Here is a 19,998-nt window from a genome sequence, read left to right on the forward strand (position 1 = left end):
AGAACGATTATTACTATAAGTTATTAAAGGCTAACTCAAAGTTTAAGCCTATTAGGAGTTCTGAAAAATGTTAACTTGGGATAAAACACCATGAGCTATTATGATAATTTAAATGAGAATATACAAAATATATCACGTGAGTCTGATTGGGGTGATTATTATTATGCTTTAAGTCCACAAGAAGGTTTATGCTTTGGTCTAAGTGCTATGTGGGGTCAAGCATATTTGGCCAATGATGTTGAAACTTTTTATAAAAGATTAGAGTTACTTACAAGGAATAACATAACAGGGTATTTTAATGGCAAGCCATACAATAATTTAAGCGAACTTATTAATGCTGTATGTACCTTTGAAAAGACACTCTGTAATCTTGGAAAAGAAAAAGTCAAGCATCGTATTAATAGCCTAGATCTAGGTAGAAACCAAGAGCAAAAAAAACTATATTCCCTAGTTATATCAATAAGAGCTTTTTTAGATGGATTGCTTGCATATCACTCCCCTGAAAACACATTCTTAACCGAGCTTAAAAATAATAAGATATATTCTCAAAGCGTATTAAAAACTTCTCCGTTTGTTATAAATAAAAAATTAACTGTGGTTAATCAAGGGATATTTGGTGATCAAGGGTCTAATGTTACTTATCAAAGAGTTTCTCCTTTTATAAAAATATACAATTACCCTTTCATTGGAGACAAACGGGATTATTGCGGTTTCTTAGAACCATTAGTTGATAAGTTTACTAAATGTCAATTTCGTACTTACATCAGCGTGGGGAGTATTAATCATTCTATTGCATTTAATAGTAAGTTAGAGTTGTACAATGCTAATAATATGTTAACGTTAAGTAACAATATTAGGGCCACCAAATTTCATAATATTAGAGAGTTAGTAGATGGTATTTTTGAGGCTTTTTCTTTTAATAAAGAAGACAATAATCTTTTAACTCTAAATATATCAGTTTATATAAGTCCAACAATTGGGGTTAATCAATTTAGTGTTTATAGAGATTATTATGAGCCTGATTTTAAAAAAAAGCTTGAAACCATTAAAGATCAAATATGTACTAGGTTAGATGAGTATACAAGTAAGTGGAAATATGGAGTTCACATAGCCCGCGCGAAACGTACTAAAAATAAAATAGCCACGATAAATGTAGATAGCCTTCATGCATTCATTGAAAAAGAAAATTGCTTCTTACGAAATGAAGCAAATGATAATTTAACTGGAGAACTTTGCAAAAATAACTGGTTGCCATTAGATAATAATTTAAATGGTTCAGGATACAGAATGGTTATTACAGAATCACTAACCGAGATTGAGAAACTTTACACTAAAAGGATAGTAGGCGATGATAAATACTATAAAGAGATATTACTTGAAAATATTTTTAAAAAAAGGTATCACGAGAATACTAATTTATTATATATTTCCTGTGAAAACGGTCATACAGAAATAGTTAAGTTATTATTAGCTAAAGCCAACCTTGATATAAACAGACCTATATCTACAGGCTCCACCCCTTTATATATTTCCTGTGAAAATGGTCATACAGAAATAGTTAAGTTGTTACTAGCTAAGAATGCTGTTATAAACAAATCCATAGATGGTGGATATACCCCTTTATTCATTGCCTGTAATAAAGGTCATATAGAAATAGTTAAGTTATTACTAAGTCAAGTTTCATTAGCTAAAGATAATAATTCTATTGCCAGTTATTTTGCGGCTGGGTGTTATAAAGATTCAAACAATCAAGTCTTGGCATTGTTAAAAAGTTATTTTCAGCAGCATGATATTAATATCCCATGGCATATGCCACAAGAGAATGGGGTTACAACACCATTCACTCCTTTAATGCTAGGATGTTATTTTATGGATAATAGAAGTATTAGATGGCTTTTTGATAACTATAAGGATAATTTGAAGAACGGCATAATTTCTGAAAATAGACGCGCTCTAGAATGGTATCAAACCCATAATTCCAAAGGTAACGTAGATTATAATAAAAGTATAGAAAGTAATTTACAAAAATTATGTAAGGAAAGGGTTTTCAATAAAAGTGTTAGTATTCAAAATGCTAAACCCACAAGAAAAAGAGAGGTAAAATATGTTAATAAAAAACAGACATTTTTATGGAAGAGATCCATAAAAATCTAAGCAGTTTATATTGTTTGTTATTTAGCTTATTTTAAAGGAGCTGAAGCACTAGCTTGTACACGTTGGTTACTTGCATCACTCTTAGCAACACCTGATAGAGTATCATAATAACCAAACCCTTTTGTTATTATTTTCTCACTATCTAAACCTAGAGATTTCATATAATTAGCAACTGCTTGTGCTCTCTTTTCAGAAAGCTTTTGATTGTAAACCTCAAACTCACCACCAGTTTGACCTTGGGATGCGTAACCTTTGACTGTTACAGATGCGATGTTACTATCTTTAACAAAATTCACAAAAGAAGATATCGCTTCTTTACCTTTTTTATTTAATTCAGCACTATCATAAGCAAATTTAGTGTCTAAATAAACAGTTACATCATCCCCATCTACCGTGTAGCAAGCAACTCCCTCTTTAGTTAAGTTAAAGTTACCTTCACACTGTTTTATGCCTTCTGGTAGCATATATTTAGCTTCATCTATTGATGGTATAGCTGCAACAGCTCCTGTTTCTGCAGCTGTTTTAACGCCATTATCTTGTATCTTTGCAGTACTTGTACCAGCAGAATCTCCACCAAAGAACCAAGTAAGGCCTGCACCTATCATATTAGTTCCTGCTGCTGCGTTGATCTGTTGACCACCACCAGCAATTGGGTTTGGTGCCATTGTTTGAATATATCTGTAATCAACACTAGCTTGAACATCTCTAGATAATTCAAACTTAAGTCCTCCTCCTACATCCCATGCCCCTGTAGCACGTCCAGCAAGGTTCGCCCATCCAGCACCACCTACCGCATATGGAGTAAACATAGTATCATTTGACAAGTTAATTACACCTTCACCTAAACCACCAAACATACCATTATATGTAGCAAACTGATTATATTGAATAGCTAAGTATTTATTAAAATTATAACCTACTATACCATTCCAGCCTGAATTAGAGCCTTTAGAATTTATATTATTAGCAAAACCACTAACACCTATGCCTAAATACCACTGGCCTGTTCTATCTTGTGGACCCCAAGTGTTATTTTCATTAGTTATAGAACTCCAAGTGTTTGCAAAAGGTTTCATAATAGTACTTGAAAGACTTGTATCTACTGAAGAACTATCATTAACTGTAGTATCTGAAGTTACATCTGCAAAAGACATAGTAGTTGTACCAAGTAGCACTGATGTAGCTACAATAATACTCTTTAATTTCATAAAAACTCCTTTTCACATGCCAAACATGCGTTAGTTTAATAAATAATTTTCCATAACCATAACTAAAGTATACTATGTAAAACTATTTTTCAACCTTTTTATCTAACGGAAATTAAATATTGTTGCGTCTGTTTCTGCAGCTGTTTTAGCGCCATTATCTTGTATCTTTGCAGTACTTGTACCAGCAGAATCTCCACCAAAGAACCAAGTAAGGCTTGCACCTATCATATTAGTTCCTGCCGCTGCGTTGATCTGTTGACCACCACCAGCAATTGGGTTTGGTGCCATTGTTTGAATATACCTGTAATCAACACTAGCTTGAACATCTCTAGATAATTCAAACTTAAGTCCTCCTCCTACATCCCATGCCCCTGTAGCACGTCCAGCAAGGTTCGCCCATCCAGCACCACCTACCGCATATGGAGTAAACATAGTATCATTTGACAAGTTAATTACACCTTCACCTAAACCACCAAACATACCATTATATGTAGCAAACTGATTATATTGAATAGCTAAGTATTTATTAAAATTATAACCTACTATACCATTCCAGCCTGAATTAGAGCCTTTAGAATTTATATTATTAGCAAAACCACTAACACCTATGCCTAAATACCACTGGCCTGTTCTATCTTGTGGACCCCAAGTGTTATTTTCATTAGTTATAGAACTCCAAGTGTTTGCAAAAGGTTTCATAATAGTACTTGAAAGACTTGTATCTACTGAAGAACTATCATTAACTGTAGTATCTGAAGTTACATCTGCAAAAGACATAGTAGTTGTACCAAGTAGCACTGATGTAGCTACAATAATACTCTTTAATTTCATAAAAACTCCTTTTCACATGCCAAACATGCGTTAGTTTAATAAATATTAATTAAATACTTAAATAAATTATTACAATTATAATAAAATTTCAACATTTTTTTAAAATAAAATAAAAAATAATATAGGGTTTAAAGAAGCATGCAACTTACCGAGCCAAATTTTTATATTTTTCCAAGAGTTGTTCTTTCGTTTCCATATAATTTGGATCAATAATTATGCATCTTATAGGACAAACTTTTGTACACTGAGACTCAAGAAAATGTCCTACACATTCTGTACATTTTGCAGGATCAATTTCATAATACTCCTCTCCCTGAGATATAGCCTGATTAGGACACTCTGGCTCACAAATATCACAATTAATGCAGTCATCTGTTATCAACAAAGCCATTTATCACACCTTTATATTTTTTTTCTATTTCTTGAAATACAAACTCTGGCACAAACTCCCCTAGACGTCTATAATCATGTATTGCTACAGCTCTTACCATTGTTGAAGAAATACAAGAAAATTTTTCACTAGGTGTTAAAAATATGGTTTGGATATTTGCATTTAATTTGTTATTAATACTAGCCAACTGATATTCATAATCAAAATCTGAAACGGCTCTTAACCCCCTAACAATAGAGCATGCTTGATACTTAGCTGCTGTGTCCACTAATAGCCCCTGGAAGCTTATAACTTTAACTTTTGGGTTATCTTTAAACACTGTTTTGACAATTTTCTCACGATGATCTATATCAAATAAAGTTTTTTTACCATAAGCTGTTGATACAGCTATTACTATTTCATCAAAAATGTTTAAAGCTCTATCAACTAAATCAACATGTCCATTTGTAATTGGATCGAAAGTCCCAGGGTAAATAGCTATTTTATTATTCATAACTTTAAAACAAACCTAACTCTAGTTTTGCCTCTTCTGTCATCATTTCAGAATTCCAAGGAGGATCGAAAACCATTACGACATCAACCTTATCTACATTTGGTAACATTGCTACTCTTTTTTCAACATCTGTCATTAACACAGGACCCATACCACATCCTGGTGCTGTAAGAGTCATATCTATTATTACATGATAATTACTACTTTCTAACTTCCTAGTTACAACGTTATAGATCAAACCTAAGTCCACTATATTTACTGGAATTTCTGGATCATAGACAGTCTTCATCTGATCCCAAATGGCATCCATATTAATAGGGTCACCTGCTTTTATATCATAATCTTCAACAGGGTATCTTACTATTTGCTTACCAATTGCATCAGCATCTTTTCCATCTAAGTGAAGTAGATTACCATTAACGTTTAAAGTAAAACTTCCACCTTTATCTTGAGTTACAAGTACCTCTTGTCCTGGCATTAGCTCAACCTCATTACCAAACGGTACTGCTATTGCTTTTACTTGTCTTCTTATTATTGTTACATCTGTGGGTTTCATTATTATTCCTAAACTGTAAAGCTTTCACCGCAACCACAACGAGCTGACTCGTTTGGATTAGTGTATTCTAATTTATATAAGCCAAACTCATGTTTAACATAATCTATCTTTAATCCATCAAGAAAATCTTTAGATTTATCAGATACAAAAAACTTTAAACCATGTTGTACTAATTCTGTAGTCTCTAATGGCTTACTATCAACAAAATCTATATCATAAGATAGGCCCGAACATCCCATAACTTTTGTGCCAATGTAAACTCCTATACTTTGCGGGTGTTTTTCTAGGTGTTTCTTAAAATGCTTCGCAGCTGATTCTGTAACTTCTAATATATTATTTGTGGGATTAAAAATTTCTACCATAGTATTAACCTCTTATTCTCTATGACTATTTTAATTGAGATATTACTTTTTTCAGAGCAGTTATACCCAGGTCTATCTCTTGGAATGTATTATACATACCAAATGATATTCTAACTGTTGAAGTAACCCCAAACCTGTACAACAATGGATGCGCGCAATGTTTACCTGTACGTACACAAATTCCTTTTATAGCAAGTAATTCTCCAATATCGCCAGCATTACATCCTTCTACAGTAAAAGTAATCACCGCTGCCTTATGCTTTGCTTTTCCAATAATATGTAAGCCTTCTATATTTTCCAGCTCAAAAGTCGCATAATTTAAAAGCTTTTGTTCATAATTAGCAACATTTTCCATACCTATAGAGTTCACATACTCAATTGCTCGACCAAAACCAATAACTCCAACAATATCTGGTGTGCCAGCCTCAAATTTGTATGGAGGTAATGCAAATGTAGTTTTCTCAATAGTTACATCTTCAACCATATCACCACCATAGTTATAAGGAGGCAATTGTTTTAATAAATCATATTTTCCATATAAAACACCAACCCCTGTAGGACCATAAAGTTTATGGCTAGAGAAAACAAAAAAATCGCAACCTAAGTCTTGAACATCTACTTTAGTATGGATTACAGCCTGGGCTCCGTCAACCAATACAAGGATATTAGGATTAATGTTCTTAACCTTACGAATAATCTCTTTTACAGGATTAATCGTACCTAATACATTCGAGCAAAGCGTGATAGCCAAAACCTTAGTTTTAGCAGTAATTAAAGATAACAAATTATCTACATCAAGCTCGCCATTATCAGTAATTTTAGCAACTTTAAAGCTAAAGTTTTTGTTCTTGCATAACATCTGCCAAGGTACAAAATTTGCATGATGCTCCATTTCAGTTACTACTATCTCATCTTCTTCGTGTAAAACAGCATTACCCAATGAATTAGCTACCAAATTAATAGCTTCTGTAGAACCTTTTGTCATTACTATTTCATTCTGAGATTTTGCGTTAATAAATTCTTTAACTATAGAACGAACATTCTCATATCTATCACTAGCTTCTTGACTTAAAAAGTAGACTCCTCTATGCACATTTGCATAACTAAAAGCATAAGCATTAGCTACTGCATCAATCACCACTTGAGGCTTTTGTGCTGAAGCTCCTGTATCAAAAAAAACTACCGGCTTATTATTTACACTTTGAGCTAGAAAAGGGAAATCTTTTCTGATGTTATCAATATCGATCATTTTTTTGTGTCAAATTTAAATTCGTAATAAAAACAAAAACAATTATACTAAATTAGTATAATTTTACTAGAGCTTAGTTAGCTAACATACTGGAACGTTAATAGCTAAACCACCTAAAGATGTTTCTTTATATTTGCTAGACATATCCAAACCTGTTTGATACATAACTTTTATGACATAATCTAAGCCAACAAAACGTTTCTCACCCGTATCAAGATAAGCAAGTTTAGCAGCATTTATCGCCTGTACAGCCCCCATAGCGTTACGCTCAATACATGGAATCTGCACCAATCCTCCTATAGGATCACAAGTAAGCCCTAGATTATGCTCCATAGCTATCTCAGCGGCTGATTCTATAGACTCTATATCGCCACCCAGTAAAGCACAATATCCAGCTGCAGCCATTGAACAAGCTACACCTATCTCACCTTGGCAACCTACTTCTGCTGCTGAAATAGATGCTCCTGACTTATATAAAATCCCTATCGCTGCACAAATAAGTAAATATTTATCGATATTTTCTTCAAGCTCAGCTTCTGTTAATTCTTTGTGTGTCTCAATATAATATTTTAATACTGCTGGTACAACTCCTGCAGCTCCATTTGTAGGTGCTGTAACTATACGCTCACCACATGCATTTTGCTCATTTACAGCTATAGCATATGCGTTTAAATAATTAAAATCTGTATTAACAACATTTTTTTCTCTAAGTTTTTTGATCATGCTAGGAGCTCTTTTTCGCACTTTTAATCCACCAGGTAACACCATCTCTGGACAGTTTAGCCCTCTCTCAATTGAATTGTTCATAGCTTGCCAGATTTCTTTTAATTTAATACGTGAGAGCTCTTCACCATAGGCTACTTTTTCATTTTCAAACATTATTTGATCAATGCTTTTTTGCTCCTTTTCACACAGCTGACGAAGCTCTGCCATACTTGCAAACTTATATGGCTTATCACAAGGTTTTTCTGTAGGTACTGCATCTTTTTTAATTTGTTTTTTATCTACTATAAAGCCTCCCCCTATAGAGAAATATTCTTTTTCGCAAAGAAGTTTATCCTCAGCAAACAACGAAAAACGCATACCGTTAGCATGCTCAGGTAAAAATTCATCATAATGGAAAATTAGATCTTTGTTATAATTAAAATCGATAGTGAATTGTTGATTTAGTTCTAACTTTTCGCTAGTCAAGCAATTGCTGTACAATTTTTTAGCTAGCTCAATATCTACTGATTCTGGTAAAAAACCCATAACACCTAAAATAACCGCATAATCAGTCTTATGACCTTTTCCTGTCAAAGCAAGAGAGCCATATAAATCTATCTGCATACGGCTTGTTTTTGGTAGATGTTCTTTATAAATGTTTACAAAGTCATAGCCTGCTCTCATTGGCCCTATAGTATGAGAAGAAGATGGCCCCACACCGATAGAAAAAAGCTCAAAAGTACTTTCCATAATATCCCCCCTGACCCAAGGATACAAAAATATTACACTAAGTGATTATAACCTATTTTAGACTTTTTTCCCTAACTTTCCAGTCTGGCATATAGTTTGCTATATAAGAGTAAAAATCTTTCGAATGATTTGGATGTGTTAGATGAGCTACCTCATGAAGTATAACATACTCAATAGCTTTAATGTCCCTAAGTATAAGATCAATATTAAGATTTATAATTTTTTTAGTATGATTACAAGATCCCCACCTGGTTTTAACCTTTTTGATTACGACTCTTTGTACCTCTTGATTAGTTATTTTTAGATACTTAGCTACTAAGTTATTTAAAATAATATCTGCCCTATCTTTGTAAAATTCTTCTAATAATTCTAATTTAAATTTTCTATTATCTATAACACTTGGATTCAAATAAAATACTAAAGAATTTTCTTTCTCAACAAGCAGATTTTGCTTTGATTCTACAAGTTCTACCTTATACCCTTTACCAAGAAAAAACGCCTGGCTTGCTTGATCTAAAGTATACAAACTGTAAAGGTATTTCTTATTAGCAGTAATCCTATTGCGATGTTTTTCTATCCAAGCTTTTCTTGTATCTAAAAGATCAAAAATCTCTTTCTTTGAGAAACTTTGAGGTGAAGTTACTACTACATTTCCTATTGCATCTAGAGCCAATTTAAGGCTTTTAATATTTTTATAGACTATCTTTACATTTTCCATCTAATCTTTGACATTTATATTTTGCCAACCTTTAGTAATCTCTGCAGGATGTGAACTCCAGTATTTTATTATTAAATCGCGAGCAGGGACACTACTATCTTTATAGTTTTTTACACCTTTAAATACAAACCCGTCACCGCCTGTTATTAAAAAATCTATTGTTGCAATTTTATAAACTCTATCTAAATCTAACGGTTGGTCTCCAACAAGCACCTTGGATATATTGCCTGCTTTATCTAAATCTATATTAATTCCAGCAAAAACTCCCAGCTGCTCGCCTTCTTTTGGAGATAAACTATGTTTAATAAGCTCTAAAAGATCATCTCCTCTAATATTCAATGTCACAATCGTATTATCAAATGGTAGCATTTCATAAAGCATACTATAAGTGATGTCACCCGATGGTAATGATCTTCTAATACCATGCGAATTAAGTAAAGCTACATTACTAACTGTTGCTGTTTTGATTATATCAGCCAAAGTATAAGTTAATGGAATATTATAATATCCATCTTGAGCTTGGTTAGAGAGTGAAGATGGTGCTTTAGTGATAACTTTCTCCAACTCACCTTTAATAGTAGTAGTATAACTATCTAATATCTTCTTTATCCCTTTATCACTAGGTAAGTTTTTAGTCGCTTTTGATAAATTTATAACCTCTGGTGTAACCTTACACTCATTAGCAGTAGTATGACAATCATAATGAAGTACACTAATATTTTTACCTTGGCTTGCTCCTTGGACAACCGCCACATTATTTAAGTAGCCAGAAACAAGCATATGGCTGTGGCCCGATAAGACAGCAGAAATACCTGCAACATTTTTAGTAACCGAATATATCTCCGACTGTTCATTTAAATCGTGTCTTTTTGAAGAGTAAATATCTTTCCCCTTTTGCTGACTTGGTATATGAGTAAGTAAGACAATCGTATCTGGTTTTGGTAAGTTATTCTTCTTATAATCCTTAATAAAGGATACCCACTGATTTGCGCTAATAACAGGATTTGTAAATTCAAGGTTAGAAACATTTTTTTTAGCTGTAGTTTCAGGTGTTTCAAGGGTTGACAAACCAATAAAATACACAGTTTTACCGTTAGTAAATGTATGGTAGCCAAAAGGCTTAATATAGTCTAGTGATACATCACCATTATATAAATCTCTAAAATAACTTAAAATCGAAGAACTATTATAATCAATATTTGCAGATAAATATCTTACACCACTATCATTATACCAGTTCCTAAACCAACGCTGACCATAATCAAAATCGTGATTACCAACAGCGGAGTATTTAAGCCCTATATAATCAAAAAAAGCGTTTACTACAGCGCCATGAGATATATTAGAAATTGCTGTTCCTTGATAGTTATCACCAGCTGACACAACTACTAAATTAGGATGGTCTTTTTTGTAGCTTTTAATGAAACTAGCTATTTTAGCAGCTCCTACCATATTTTTATTTGGCTCAACTTGGCCATGAAAGTCGTTTAATGATAAAACTGTCATATCATCATATGCGTAAGCACATAAAACAAATAGCGGTAAAAATATACTTAATAAAAATCTTTTCATAGATCCATCCTAGTTAAATTGAAATGTTTTGTAAGATCCTAATACTTTCAAAAAAGTGCTTTTTTTTAACACTTCTAACAATGCCAACTGAATATGATTATCATCTTCTGAACCTTCAAAATCGATAAAAAACAAATAATTCCAAGCTCTATCTCTAGATGGACGAGACTCAATTTTTGTAAGGTTAATGTTATGCTTGCCAAAAATGTTAAGAATATTTACTAACGCATTCGTTTTATCTTCAACGGAGAAAATGATTGAAGTTTTAAGTTTAGTGTTAACTTGCGCACCTAACTCAAGGTTATCATAACCCATTAATAAAAAACGTGTATAGTTGAAATGCTCATCTTCAAATTCGCTTTGGAAAATCTCAAGACCATAAGTTTCTGCAGCAAGTTTACTTGCTATTGCTAGATAATTACCTTTCTGTTTTTCAAAGATATATTTAGCTGCCCCTGCGGTATCAGCAAATGCTTGGGGAGTAAGCTTAAGTTTCTTAAGACTCTTTGAGCATTGAGCTAAAGCCTGCGGATGTGATATTACAGCGTCAATTTCAGAAAATTTCACGTCTTTCAAACCCATTAAACAATGCTGTATTTTAAAAACTATTTCGGCTTTAACCTTCAAATTACTTTTTATAAGCTCATCATACGCAGGAATTACAGCACCTGCCAAAGAATTTTCTACTGGCAAAATAACAAAATTTGACCTACTACTCACAGTCTCTTCTATAGCATCAAAAAAAGATAAGCAAGGAATAGCTTGAAATTCCTCTATTCCTTGTAACTTTAGAAAGCTTGATATTGCTTGTTCAGAATAAGCTCCATGTTCACCCTGAAAAGATACTTTAAGCATTTAGTTATAAAAAAAATTCTTTTAGCTGAATAATACCGCTTTTTAGAGAAAAAAAAAATGATTTTTATAAGCTAGATCTCTAATATTTTTAGAAATTCCCAGCAAACACAATAAATAAATTACAAATATTAAATTTGTTATTTATTTTAATTTTTTATTATTTTGTGTTATAAGTAATTTATAGATTAAAAAAAGGTTTTTGGTATTTTATGATTTCGTACTCATACAGAAATGATAATGATGGTACAGCTAGATACAATTACGGAAATGAAATACTTATGCACCTACCAGATAAAGACGCTGCTATATTATGTGAGCTAGTGTATGAAAGTAAAGTTTTTGAAAACATTGTATCAGATAGGAAGTTATATAACTCTTCATTCGCTAGTATTATTTATAGACTTGACAAAAAATCACTTGTAGAAGATTATGAAAACCTGCTGTCATCAGACGTACAATATGCTTTAAAAAACTATCCTCATCATTACTATCCAGTATTAGCAAAATATAAGTTAGTAGCTACAAGTAGCCAATTAGGTAACGACATTGGTTACTATGGTATCGCAGTAGCAGCTACTGGAGATAAGCAAAATAAAGGTATATATGTAATAAACAGAGGTACAAGATTAAATAGTTTGGATGGTATCTATAATGATTTAATCAAAACAGATTTGTTAAACATGACAATTTTAGGTAAAGGTACACCAATTACAATGGTATCAAATCATACAAAATCAGGTATAGAATTTGTTAATTCCCTTCTTAAAAATTATAATGTTAAGCATATAGGCTTTGCAGGACATAGCCTGGGTGGCTCAATAGCACAAATGCAAGCAGTATACTTTGTAGATAAGAGATTGAGAGGGATTAGGCTATCACCATCAAAAGGATTTGAACCTTTTGGTATTAAGAATGAAGCAGACCCATTTATAAAATATAATAATGAGGACGGAGCACTTTACTATTTGACTTTAAATCCAATTAAAGCTTTTAAGTCATGGCAGTGTAAGTTAGCAGCTAGCAATTGTGATAGTTGGCAGGGTATAGCAGATAAATTAATAATTAATTATGCAAGCTTTAAGTCAAATATTGATTTTACATCTTTTAGTAGGAAAGGTGATATTATAGCTAACATAGCTGTAAGCGTAGGTGAAAAAGTGTTGATAGAGAGTGCTGGTAGTTATAAGGACTTTAAAACTCTTCATGAGATAGCTAACTATCGTTATCAAGAATATCGACCAGATGGTAGTTTAATAGAAACACAAGTAAATAAACTTAACTCAGATATTTTAAAATCAAGCGATAATTTAGAGCAAAAGGCTAAGTATAGAGTATGTTTTAATACTAGTACTTTTAGTAACCGAGTAGAGGTTTAGCTATAATGAAACAAATTCAAATAATAACACTATTTTTTTTATGTTGCTTTTTAACTAGTTGCATGACAACTGCTGCGACATATGGATATTTAGAAAGAAGCATAAGCCCAAAAGCAACTAAAGAACAACAGCAGCAAGTTAAACAACAAGTTATGCAACTTCTTGAGAAAGAATATAAGCAACCATTTAAATTAGAAAGTTTTGAATATAAATACCAAACTCATAACCGTCCTGGGTCTTTTGATTTTGCTGAATATGGTACATATTATTTCAAGATCGAAGCTGTGGATAATCCAGTTATAGTTATGAATTTTAGAATTGATGATATGAAGAAATCATCAACCAATGAATTGATAGAGGGTTTTAAAAATAAAAAATTAAAAGATTTATATTGTGGTAGCTTAGAAAGCTATTATCTAAATTTAGAAACCGAAATATCTCAACCTTACGCTAACGAAGCAGAAAAATACTGTGACAGTAGAGATCAAGCATACTACAAAGTACCAAAAGAAAGATATTTACAATATTTTAATTTAAAATAACGCTGTGGCTTTTTTTTAGACTATAATTTCTAAAAAAAGGTAGTGGTGTAGCTAGATTTCACAAAAATCAATACAAAGACTGCTGCAAACTACATACATACTCTAGTGTTCAACAATTTCCTAACCGTAAATGTGCTTTTAAAAAAATACAAGTATAGAACTTGAAAAGTTTTTATTGTATCCGGAGATAGAAAACAATTAATCTAAATATTCTCTCTGGTGATGCAAAGCTTGTTTGATACCATTTTTCATTTCCACAGAAGATAAACAGTAGTATTTAGCTAATAATGCTGTAATAAAGCTTACTAATAACAATATTAAAGCTGCTGAGTAAAAGTCTAATGCTCCTGTGCCACCAAATTCACTAAAATACGAAACCACTGTTACTGCTATGATATAAAACCAAAACCAAATAGATTCTTTAAAATTCCAAAAAATTCTAGCTGACTTGTCTGCCCCAAAATTTCTATACAACGCTAATAAGAAAATAGCTATAAAAATCGCAAACCCAGATTTTGAGACAATTGACCAGCCACTCCATAAAAATACCAATGTAGATGCAAAAACTCCTAAAACTGATATTAAGAAAGCTGCTCTTAGTCTAAATGGCCTTTCCATGTCTGGCAAGCGATATCTCATTGCGAGAGTTGAGGTAGCACCTGTTAGATAAGTCAATGATATTAATGATGTAAGGAAAGCTGTCATCGTTTTCCAGCCTGGAAAAGGTGCAAACATAATCATAGCAACCAAGAAATTTAAACCTATAGCATAAACTGGTTTATTTACAGTTGGATTAATTTTGTTAAGTATTCTTGGCATATAACCATTTGCCACCATAGCATTTAATGAATTCAGAGCAACACAGAAATATAAAAGCCCTGCAACCAGTGGAAATAATATTGCTCCAAAATATAATAAATACATAACCCAAACTTGACCAAACTGCCTTGCTAGTAAGGCAAAAGCTCCAAAGCTTGAACTGTAACCTTTTGAAATAGTGTCCAAGTCCCACACGTTATTATGGACATACTTAGATATAACCAGTAAATATGCTACTTGCAAAAGTAAAAATACAATCAAACAGATAAATATCGTACTTAAAGTAGCAACAGGAATAGCTTTCTTAGGGTTGTTAGTATTTCCTGCCAATTCAACTATAGCCTTAAACCCAATAAAAGCATAACCAATACCTCCTAGCGAAATTGCTGATAAAATCCCATTTATACCAAATGGCATAAACTCTAAATTAGACTCTATCGCCCTACCTTTAAGTTCTGGCAATGAGAAACAAAAAACTATAAAAGCCAATGCTATCGTCGTCGGAACCAAAATTTTAAACAAAGTAATTACATTATTTATTTTTACCAACCAACGTAAAGAATAAAAATTAAATGCGCAAAAAACTAGTAATAAAACAACAGCTATTGGAATGCCTTGCATTGTTAAAGCGCCACTGTTCTGTGGGTCTATTAAACCAGGATAAAAAACCGCAATGTATTGTAATACTGCTTGGACTTCAATCGGAGCTAATACTAAATATGAAATCCACGTGATCCAAGCAAAAATATAGCTTATTAAGGTTCCATGTGTAATGTGAGGAATTCTTGAAGTTGAGCCTTGCACTGGTACGATAGTACAACTTTCAGCAAAAGTTAAAGCTATAAAAATCATTAGTAAGGCTCCGATAATCCAAGAAATTATTGAAGCCGGGCCTGCGTATTCTGAAGTATATTGGGCTGAAAACATCCAGCCTGAACCCATAATAGTCCCTATACCTATCGCTATAAGACTACCTATAGTTAATTTGTCTTTTATCATAAAAATTTTATCTTTACTACAATATCTAATTAAGCTTATCAGTTTATGGTTAAAAAATGAAAAAGTAAAGATTAAATATTATAATACTTGATGTCTATTTAACACAGACTATGATACAATTTGTCAGTTTTTTATTAAAAAATGAAAAAGCAAAGGTAAAATAATTACAAACGCTCATGTCTTATCACTCTTTGATTGAGATTTGTAATTACCACATATTCTATTGTATGTAGCAACTTAGCCAATTCTTTAACGCTATTTTCTTTCTCTGGGAGATCAGAAATTAACTCCACTTTTTCACCAACTTTTACATCATAATTATTTCGCCCCAACGACACTGCTAAAGCATCCATATTTACCCTACCAACTATTGGATATTTTTTTTGGTTTATATACACATACCCTTTACCTCCAAATTGCCGAGAAAAACCATCACCATATCCTATAGGTAATATAGCTATAAACTCATCACTTCTGCCTTTGTAGCTTATTGAATAACCAACATATGAAGCTTCTGATAATTTGATAACTTTTATAACTTGAGTGTAAAGTTTTGCAATGGGTTTAATAACTTTAAGGAAATCAGCAACCTCAAACTCTGGCAAAAAGCCATAGCTTAAAATACCTGGTCTCACCATGTCATAAAATACACCCTCCTGACCCGCACTGCCATAAGAGTTAGCAAAATGGCATATAATGTTTGGATCCAAATTCTTTACATAATTAGCTATAACTTTAAATTTTTCACTTTGTAGTTTATTGAAAAAATGATCCTTTATATCAGCACAAGCAAGGTGGCTATATACTCCCTCTAAAAATATATACTCTGACTCAAATACCTTTAGTATAACTTCTAAGGCTTCCTCGTAATCAACACCTAACATATTCATGCCTGTATTTACAAACAAATGTGCTTTAAGTTGTGTAGAACCTTTCTTGGCATATCTTTCAAGCTTCTGAATATCATCTAGGTCATGAATACTAAACCGAACGTTTTTATCTACCAGCTCTTGTATATTTTCCTCTTCAACAGCTCCAAAGATCAATATAGGTACATCAGCACTATTTTTATATACTTCCAAAGCTTCACTAGCACAAGCAGTAGCGTAAAAATCTACGATATCTTTAGTATTTTTTACAACTATCTCTAGTCCATGACCATAAGCATTTGCTTTAACAGGTAAACAAAATTTAGTTCCTGTATATTCTTTAATAGCTAGGATATTATTTCTTAAAGTGTTTATATTCACCTCAAGAATATTAACATTCATATTATCTCCTTAGGCAGCTAAATACTTGTTTTGTATATTTTCTATAAAACTTCCTATATTTTTATCGTAAACAAAATTTTGTAATCTCTTGCCACAATTACCATCAGCTACTGTTATCAAAAAACTGAAAACTGTTAAATCAACCAAAGATATTTTATCATTAAAAAAATACATCCTAGCTTCTAAAAAGTTAGCTATAGCACTAATATCTTGTTGGGCTTTTGAGTATATTTCGTTTCTTGTTAGACCCATAAGTCCAATAGATTTAAGTTGCCTTAAGATATTTCTCTTTGCTACAGGATATATAATGTTTGCCATAGTTTTTGGTAACCCAGAAGCCTCTACAAAATTTACTTTCCATTGCTTGTTATCAGCATCTACCCAGCGACTATAAAGTCCAGCCCAGTATAAACTGTCTTCACACAATCGAATAAAACTAAAAGCTATAGCTTTTTGCTGGCTATTTAAATGTTCATCTATAGAAAAATTATTCTCTTGCTCTAATCGGGAAATTATAAGATTACTATCTGCATATTTCTTACCTTGGAATTCAATATATGGCATTTTACCTGTAGGAGAGTTATTAAACTCTAAGCCAAAATGGTTTTGATAAGCCAAACTAGCAACTTTTAAGTATAGTTCCATCTTTATACAAAATGGACTCATACTATAACTTTTATCTTGTAGCTTAGGTAATTGGTGTAAATGAATCATAATAAATTTTTACTCGTCAAATTTTATAATATTATTTATAGCCTGCTTTGGGGAGACTTGTTCTGAACCTATATTTTCTTTGACAATATCAGCCTTTTCATACTCAGAAATAACTATATCATCTAACTTGCCATTTCTAAGAACTATATAAGCCCTAAACCTCTCACTTGAAGTTAAGGTATTATAATCAAACGAATAAATCCTATATATCGCTATCTTATAATTTTTTAATTTAATATTTATTTTACGTAAGCATACTGTATCATCTAACAAGTCCAAGTTATACTTATTTGCTGATCGTTCAGCAACACTAATTGCTAGTTCTTTGTTTTTCATAAAATTTCGCCATGTAAAAAAGCAAACACCCAAAAACATTAGAGTGTACAAAGCTACCGACATACCTTAATCCTTTTCAAAAACTTATAAGTTACCATCTTATTATATGTTAAAATCTAGTAGTTATAAAATACAACCACATAATTATTTTGAAAACTTTGAAGTATTTTTACGGCTCATTCTTTGTAACTGTTTTAGGTGTAGCTATTGGAGTATTTTCTTATCCAAATAATCCTTCTGAGATTATTTATGCGATTTCGATATTAGCAATCTTAGAAATTTCTTTAAGCTTTGATAACGCTGTTATTAATGCAAAAATACTGGGGCAAATGCCAGAAATTTGGCAAAAAGCTTTTATTTTTATTGGTTTACCTATAGCTGTATTTGGTATGAGGTTAGTTTTTCCAATATTATTAGTTAGTGTATCCAGCAACGTTAGCTTTGTTCAGGTAATTGACCTAGCTTTGCATGACTCTACACAATACCAAGCTATTTTAGAAAACTCTATGCCATATATTTGCAGTTTTGGTGGTAGTTTTTTACTTATGGTTTTTTTTAATTTTTTCCTTAGTGAAAACCAAGGCCACCATTGGCTACCCATTTTAGAAAATAACATCTTAATAAGAAAAATCAGGCAATATAATGGCGGATATATACTACTTGCTGTAGTTATTGGCTTTCTAGTAATTTATTTCACAAATAATGGTATGCAGGGAGAAATAGCTATAGCCTACCTGCTTGGTATAATTGTGCATGAAAGTATAGGTTTAATAAACTCCTTTTTTGGGAGCCCAAACATTGATGCTACAACGGTTGCTCGTAATGGTCTAATGGGTTTTATTTATCTAGAAATTATCGATGCTTCATTTAGTTTTGATGGTGTAGTTGGGGCTTTTGCCATTTCTACCAATATTATAGTTATTATGATAGGTTTAGGTATTGGTGCTATGTTTGTTAGATCATTAACTATTTTATTTGTTGAAGGAAAAACCTTATCTAAATACATATATGTAGAGCATGGCGCTCATTACGCTATAGGATTTTTGGCTACTATGCTATTACTAAAAGTGTTTATGCATATACCAGAATGGTTTAGCGGATCTGTAGGGGTATTAATACTAGTAGTTTCATTTGTACATTCTATAGTAACCAATAAATCTCTACTAGAGTAAAAGGTCTCTAAGCTCATGTACACTTTTGGCAATATGTTTTGCTTTACTGGTAACATTTTCCCTAGCCACATGTTCAGCGTATGCGATAAATTTATCTACAAACCCAGATTCATAGAGTTGGTAATCTGTGTAACCATCCCCTACTGCTATCACTTCACCAGTAAATAAATTTCTAGCTTTTTCAAAAGCACTAAGTTTGGAGTCACAAGCTCCATTAGTGTTATCTAAAGAGTAGAAGCTTCCATTTTCACCCCAAACCACATCAACAGCAAAAATATTATTCTTAGCAATACCTACATATTCAGCAAAGGGAATAATACTATCAGTTAGCCCCCCACTAAATATCCAGATATTAAAACCTGCTTGTTTTAATTCTACGATTAACTCCAATATTCCTGATGTAAGTAAATTAGGGCAATGTGTAATCACAAAATCCTCTATTCTTGCCTTAGTTGGACTAGCTATAGCAAGTCTTTTTTCCAGTGACTCTCTAAAATTTATTTCTCCTTGCATACCAAGGTTGGTTATATTCTCAATCTCTTTTAGTTTATTAGGACATTCTTTTAATATAGGCTCTAAAATAAGCTCTAACGATTCTTTTTTTATTAACGTTGAGTCAAAGTCAAAAATCACATTCTTTTTTCTAATTTGCATTAGTATTCCCTACTATTTTTATAAAATACAGTTAAACTTGGTTATAGAGCTAGACTATACTCTCAATATTTATTGTTAGTTTCAAAGTGTGCCTCAGGTACAAAATAATTTAAACATTTCTTTGATCTATTATTCAAGCCAATTTGCAATTTCCCAACCTACTTTTTGTCATCTTAATTATAATTAAGGAATATTCTCAATTAAAAAAACATAAAAATATTATGGTTTCACCAGTCTTTTATTGCGCCCCCCTAAAAGTAATTTAATTACC

At 32.2% G+C, this 19,998-nt stretch carries 19 protein-coding genes and 1 pseudogene; 4 read left to right on the forward strand and 16 right to left on the reverse strand.

Annotation, left to right across the window (positions count from 1 at the left end; genetic code table 11):
- Window positions 1-90: 90 nt before the first annotated feature.
- Window positions 91-2,154, forward strand: a complete 2,064-nt coding sequence (locus E4K63_RS05180) for an ankyrin repeat domain-containing protein (RefSeq protein ID WP_133940391.1) — start codon at window positions 91-93, stop codon at window positions 2,152-2,154.
- Between the two features lie 26 nt (window positions 2,155-2,180).
- On the opposite strand, the gene E4K63_RS05185 is transcribed toward E4K63_RS05180, so the two are convergent.
- The 11 genes and pseudogenes from E4K63_RS05185 to pheA all read right to left on the reverse strand — a co-directional run bounded on the left by E4K63_RS05185 (window position 2,181) and on the right by pheA (window position 11,844).
- Window positions 2,181-3,362, reverse strand: a complete 1,182-nt coding sequence (locus E4K63_RS05185) for an OmpA family protein (protein ID WP_133940393.1) — start codon at window positions 3,360-3,362, stop codon at window positions 2,181-2,183.
- Between the two features lie 123 nt (window positions 3,363-3,485).
- Window positions 3,486-4,193: pseudogene (locus E4K63_RS05190) on the reverse strand (porin family protein); the annotation flags it as partial.
- A gap of 145 nt (window positions 4,194-4,338) precedes the next feature.
- On the reverse strand, window positions 4,339-4,584 hold the full coding sequence (locus E4K63_RS05195) for a YfhL family 4Fe-4S dicluster ferredoxin (protein WP_133940397.1): 246 nt from the start codon (window positions 4,582-4,584) through the stop codon (window positions 4,339-4,341).
- Complete coding sequence (coaD, locus tag E4K63_RS05200; protein WP_133940399.1) at window positions 4,562-5,077, reverse strand: pantetheine-phosphate adenylyltransferase; 516 nt, start codon at window positions 5,075-5,077, stop codon at window positions 4,562-4,564. Before coaD ends, E4K63_RS05195 begins: the two co-directional genes overlap by 23 nt.
- Before the next feature lie 4 nt (window positions 5,078-5,081).
- The gene (gene sufT / locus E4K63_RS05205; RefSeq protein ID WP_133940401.1) at window positions 5,082-5,633 is read right to left on the reverse strand and encodes a putative Fe-S cluster assembly protein SufT; all 552 of its coding nucleotides are present in this window, start codon (window positions 5,631-5,633) and stop codon (window positions 5,082-5,084) included.
- Between the two features lie 8 nt (window positions 5,634-5,641).
- Window positions 5,642-5,995 carry a HesB/IscA family protein gene (locus E4K63_RS05210; RefSeq protein ID WP_133940403.1) on the reverse strand — a complete coding sequence of 118 codons (354 nt, stop codon included), beginning with the start codon at window positions 5,993-5,995 and terminating at the stop codon, window positions 5,642-5,644.
- A 25-nt stretch (window positions 5,996-6,020) separates the two neighbouring features.
- Complete coding sequence (locus E4K63_RS05215; RefSeq protein WP_133940404.1) at window positions 6,021-7,244, reverse strand: aminotransferase class V-fold PLP-dependent enzyme; 1,224 nt, start codon at window positions 7,242-7,244, stop codon at window positions 6,021-6,023.
- 81 nt (window positions 7,245-7,325) lie between these two features.
- Window positions 7,326-8,699 (reverse strand): L-serine ammonia-lyase, encoded by a 1,374-nt coding sequence (locus E4K63_RS05220; RefSeq protein WP_133940406.1) that lies wholly within the window; start codon window positions 8,697-8,699, stop codon window positions 7,326-7,328.
- A gap of 52 nt (window positions 8,700-8,751) precedes the next feature.
- The gene (locus tag E4K63_RS05225; RefSeq protein ID WP_133940408.1) at window positions 8,752-9,417 is read right to left on the reverse strand and encodes a M48 family metallopeptidase; all 666 of its coding nucleotides are present in this window, start codon (window positions 9,415-9,417) and stop codon (window positions 8,752-8,754) included.
- Window positions 9,418-10,989 carry a bifunctional metallophosphatase/5'-nucleotidase gene (locus E4K63_RS05230; RefSeq protein ID WP_133940410.1) on the reverse strand — a complete coding sequence of 524 codons (1,572 nt, stop codon included), beginning with the start codon at window positions 10,987-10,989 and terminating at the stop codon, window positions 9,418-9,420.
- Window positions 10,990-10,998: 9 nt separating this feature from the next.
- Complete coding sequence (pheA, locus tag E4K63_RS05235; RefSeq protein ID WP_035718615.1) at window positions 10,999-11,844, reverse strand: prephenate dehydratase; 846 nt, start codon at window positions 11,842-11,844, stop codon at window positions 10,999-11,001.
- 209 nt (window positions 11,845-12,053) lie between these two features.
- Here pheA and E4K63_RS05240 point away from each other — a divergent pair, with 209 nt between their 5' ends.
- A complete protein-coding gene (locus E4K63_RS05240; RefSeq protein WP_133940412.1) occupies window positions 12,054-13,220 on the forward strand; it encodes a lipase family protein in 1,167 nt (388 codons plus the stop codon).
- 5 nt (window positions 13,221-13,225) lie between these two features.
- The gene (locus E4K63_RS05245; RefSeq protein WP_133940414.1) at window positions 13,226-13,762 is read left to right on the forward strand and encodes a hypothetical protein; all 537 of its coding nucleotides are present in this window, start codon (window positions 13,226-13,228) and stop codon (window positions 13,760-13,762) included.
- A 198-nt stretch (window positions 13,763-13,960) separates the two neighbouring features.
- On the opposite strand, the gene E4K63_RS05250 is transcribed toward E4K63_RS05245, so the two are convergent.
- From E4K63_RS05250 to E4K63_RS05265, 4 genes are all read right to left on the reverse strand, one after another.
- Window positions 13,961-15,580 carry an APC family permease gene (locus E4K63_RS05250; protein ID WP_133940416.1) on the reverse strand — a complete coding sequence of 540 codons (1,620 nt, stop codon included), beginning with the start codon at window positions 15,578-15,580 and terminating at the stop codon, window positions 13,961-13,963.
- A gap of 164 nt (window positions 15,581-15,744) precedes the next feature.
- On the reverse strand, window positions 15,745-16,851 hold the full coding sequence (alr, locus tag E4K63_RS05255) for an alanine racemase (protein WP_133940418.1): 1,107 nt from the start codon (window positions 16,849-16,851) through the stop codon (window positions 15,745-15,747).
- Window positions 16,852-16,860: 9 nt separating this feature from the next.
- Window positions 16,861-17,565 carry a glutathione S-transferase family protein gene (locus tag E4K63_RS05260; protein ID WP_133940419.1) on the reverse strand — a complete coding sequence of 235 codons (705 nt, stop codon included), beginning with the start codon at window positions 17,563-17,565 and terminating at the stop codon, window positions 16,861-16,863.
- Between the two features lie 9 nt (window positions 17,566-17,574).
- On the reverse strand, window positions 17,575-17,964 hold the full coding sequence (locus tag E4K63_RS05265; RefSeq protein WP_133940421.1) for a DUF3301 domain-containing protein: 390 nt from the start codon (window positions 17,962-17,964) through the stop codon (window positions 17,575-17,577).
- 86 nt (window positions 17,965-18,050) lie between these two features.
- Between E4K63_RS05265 and E4K63_RS05270 the strand changes: the two genes are divergently transcribed.
- Window positions 18,051-19,073: a DUF475 domain-containing protein gene (locus E4K63_RS05270; RefSeq protein WP_133940423.1), complete on the forward strand. Its 1,023-nt coding sequence runs from the start codon at window positions 18,051-18,053 to the stop codon at window positions 19,071-19,073.
- Here E4K63_RS05270 and E4K63_RS05275 read toward each other — a convergent pair.
- Window positions 19,065-19,727: an HAD-IB family phosphatase gene (locus tag E4K63_RS05275; protein WP_133940425.1), complete on the reverse strand. Its 663-nt coding sequence runs from the start codon at window positions 19,725-19,727 to the stop codon at window positions 19,065-19,067. The genes E4K63_RS05270 and E4K63_RS05275 overlap by 9 nt on opposite strands.
- Window positions 19,728-19,998 lie beyond the last annotated feature (271 nt).

Origin of the sequence: Allofrancisella inopinata, from assembly GCF_012222965.1 — a bacterium.
GTDB classification, from domain to species: Bacteria; Pseudomonadota; Gammaproteobacteria; order Francisellales; family Francisellaceae; genus Francisella; species Francisella inopinata.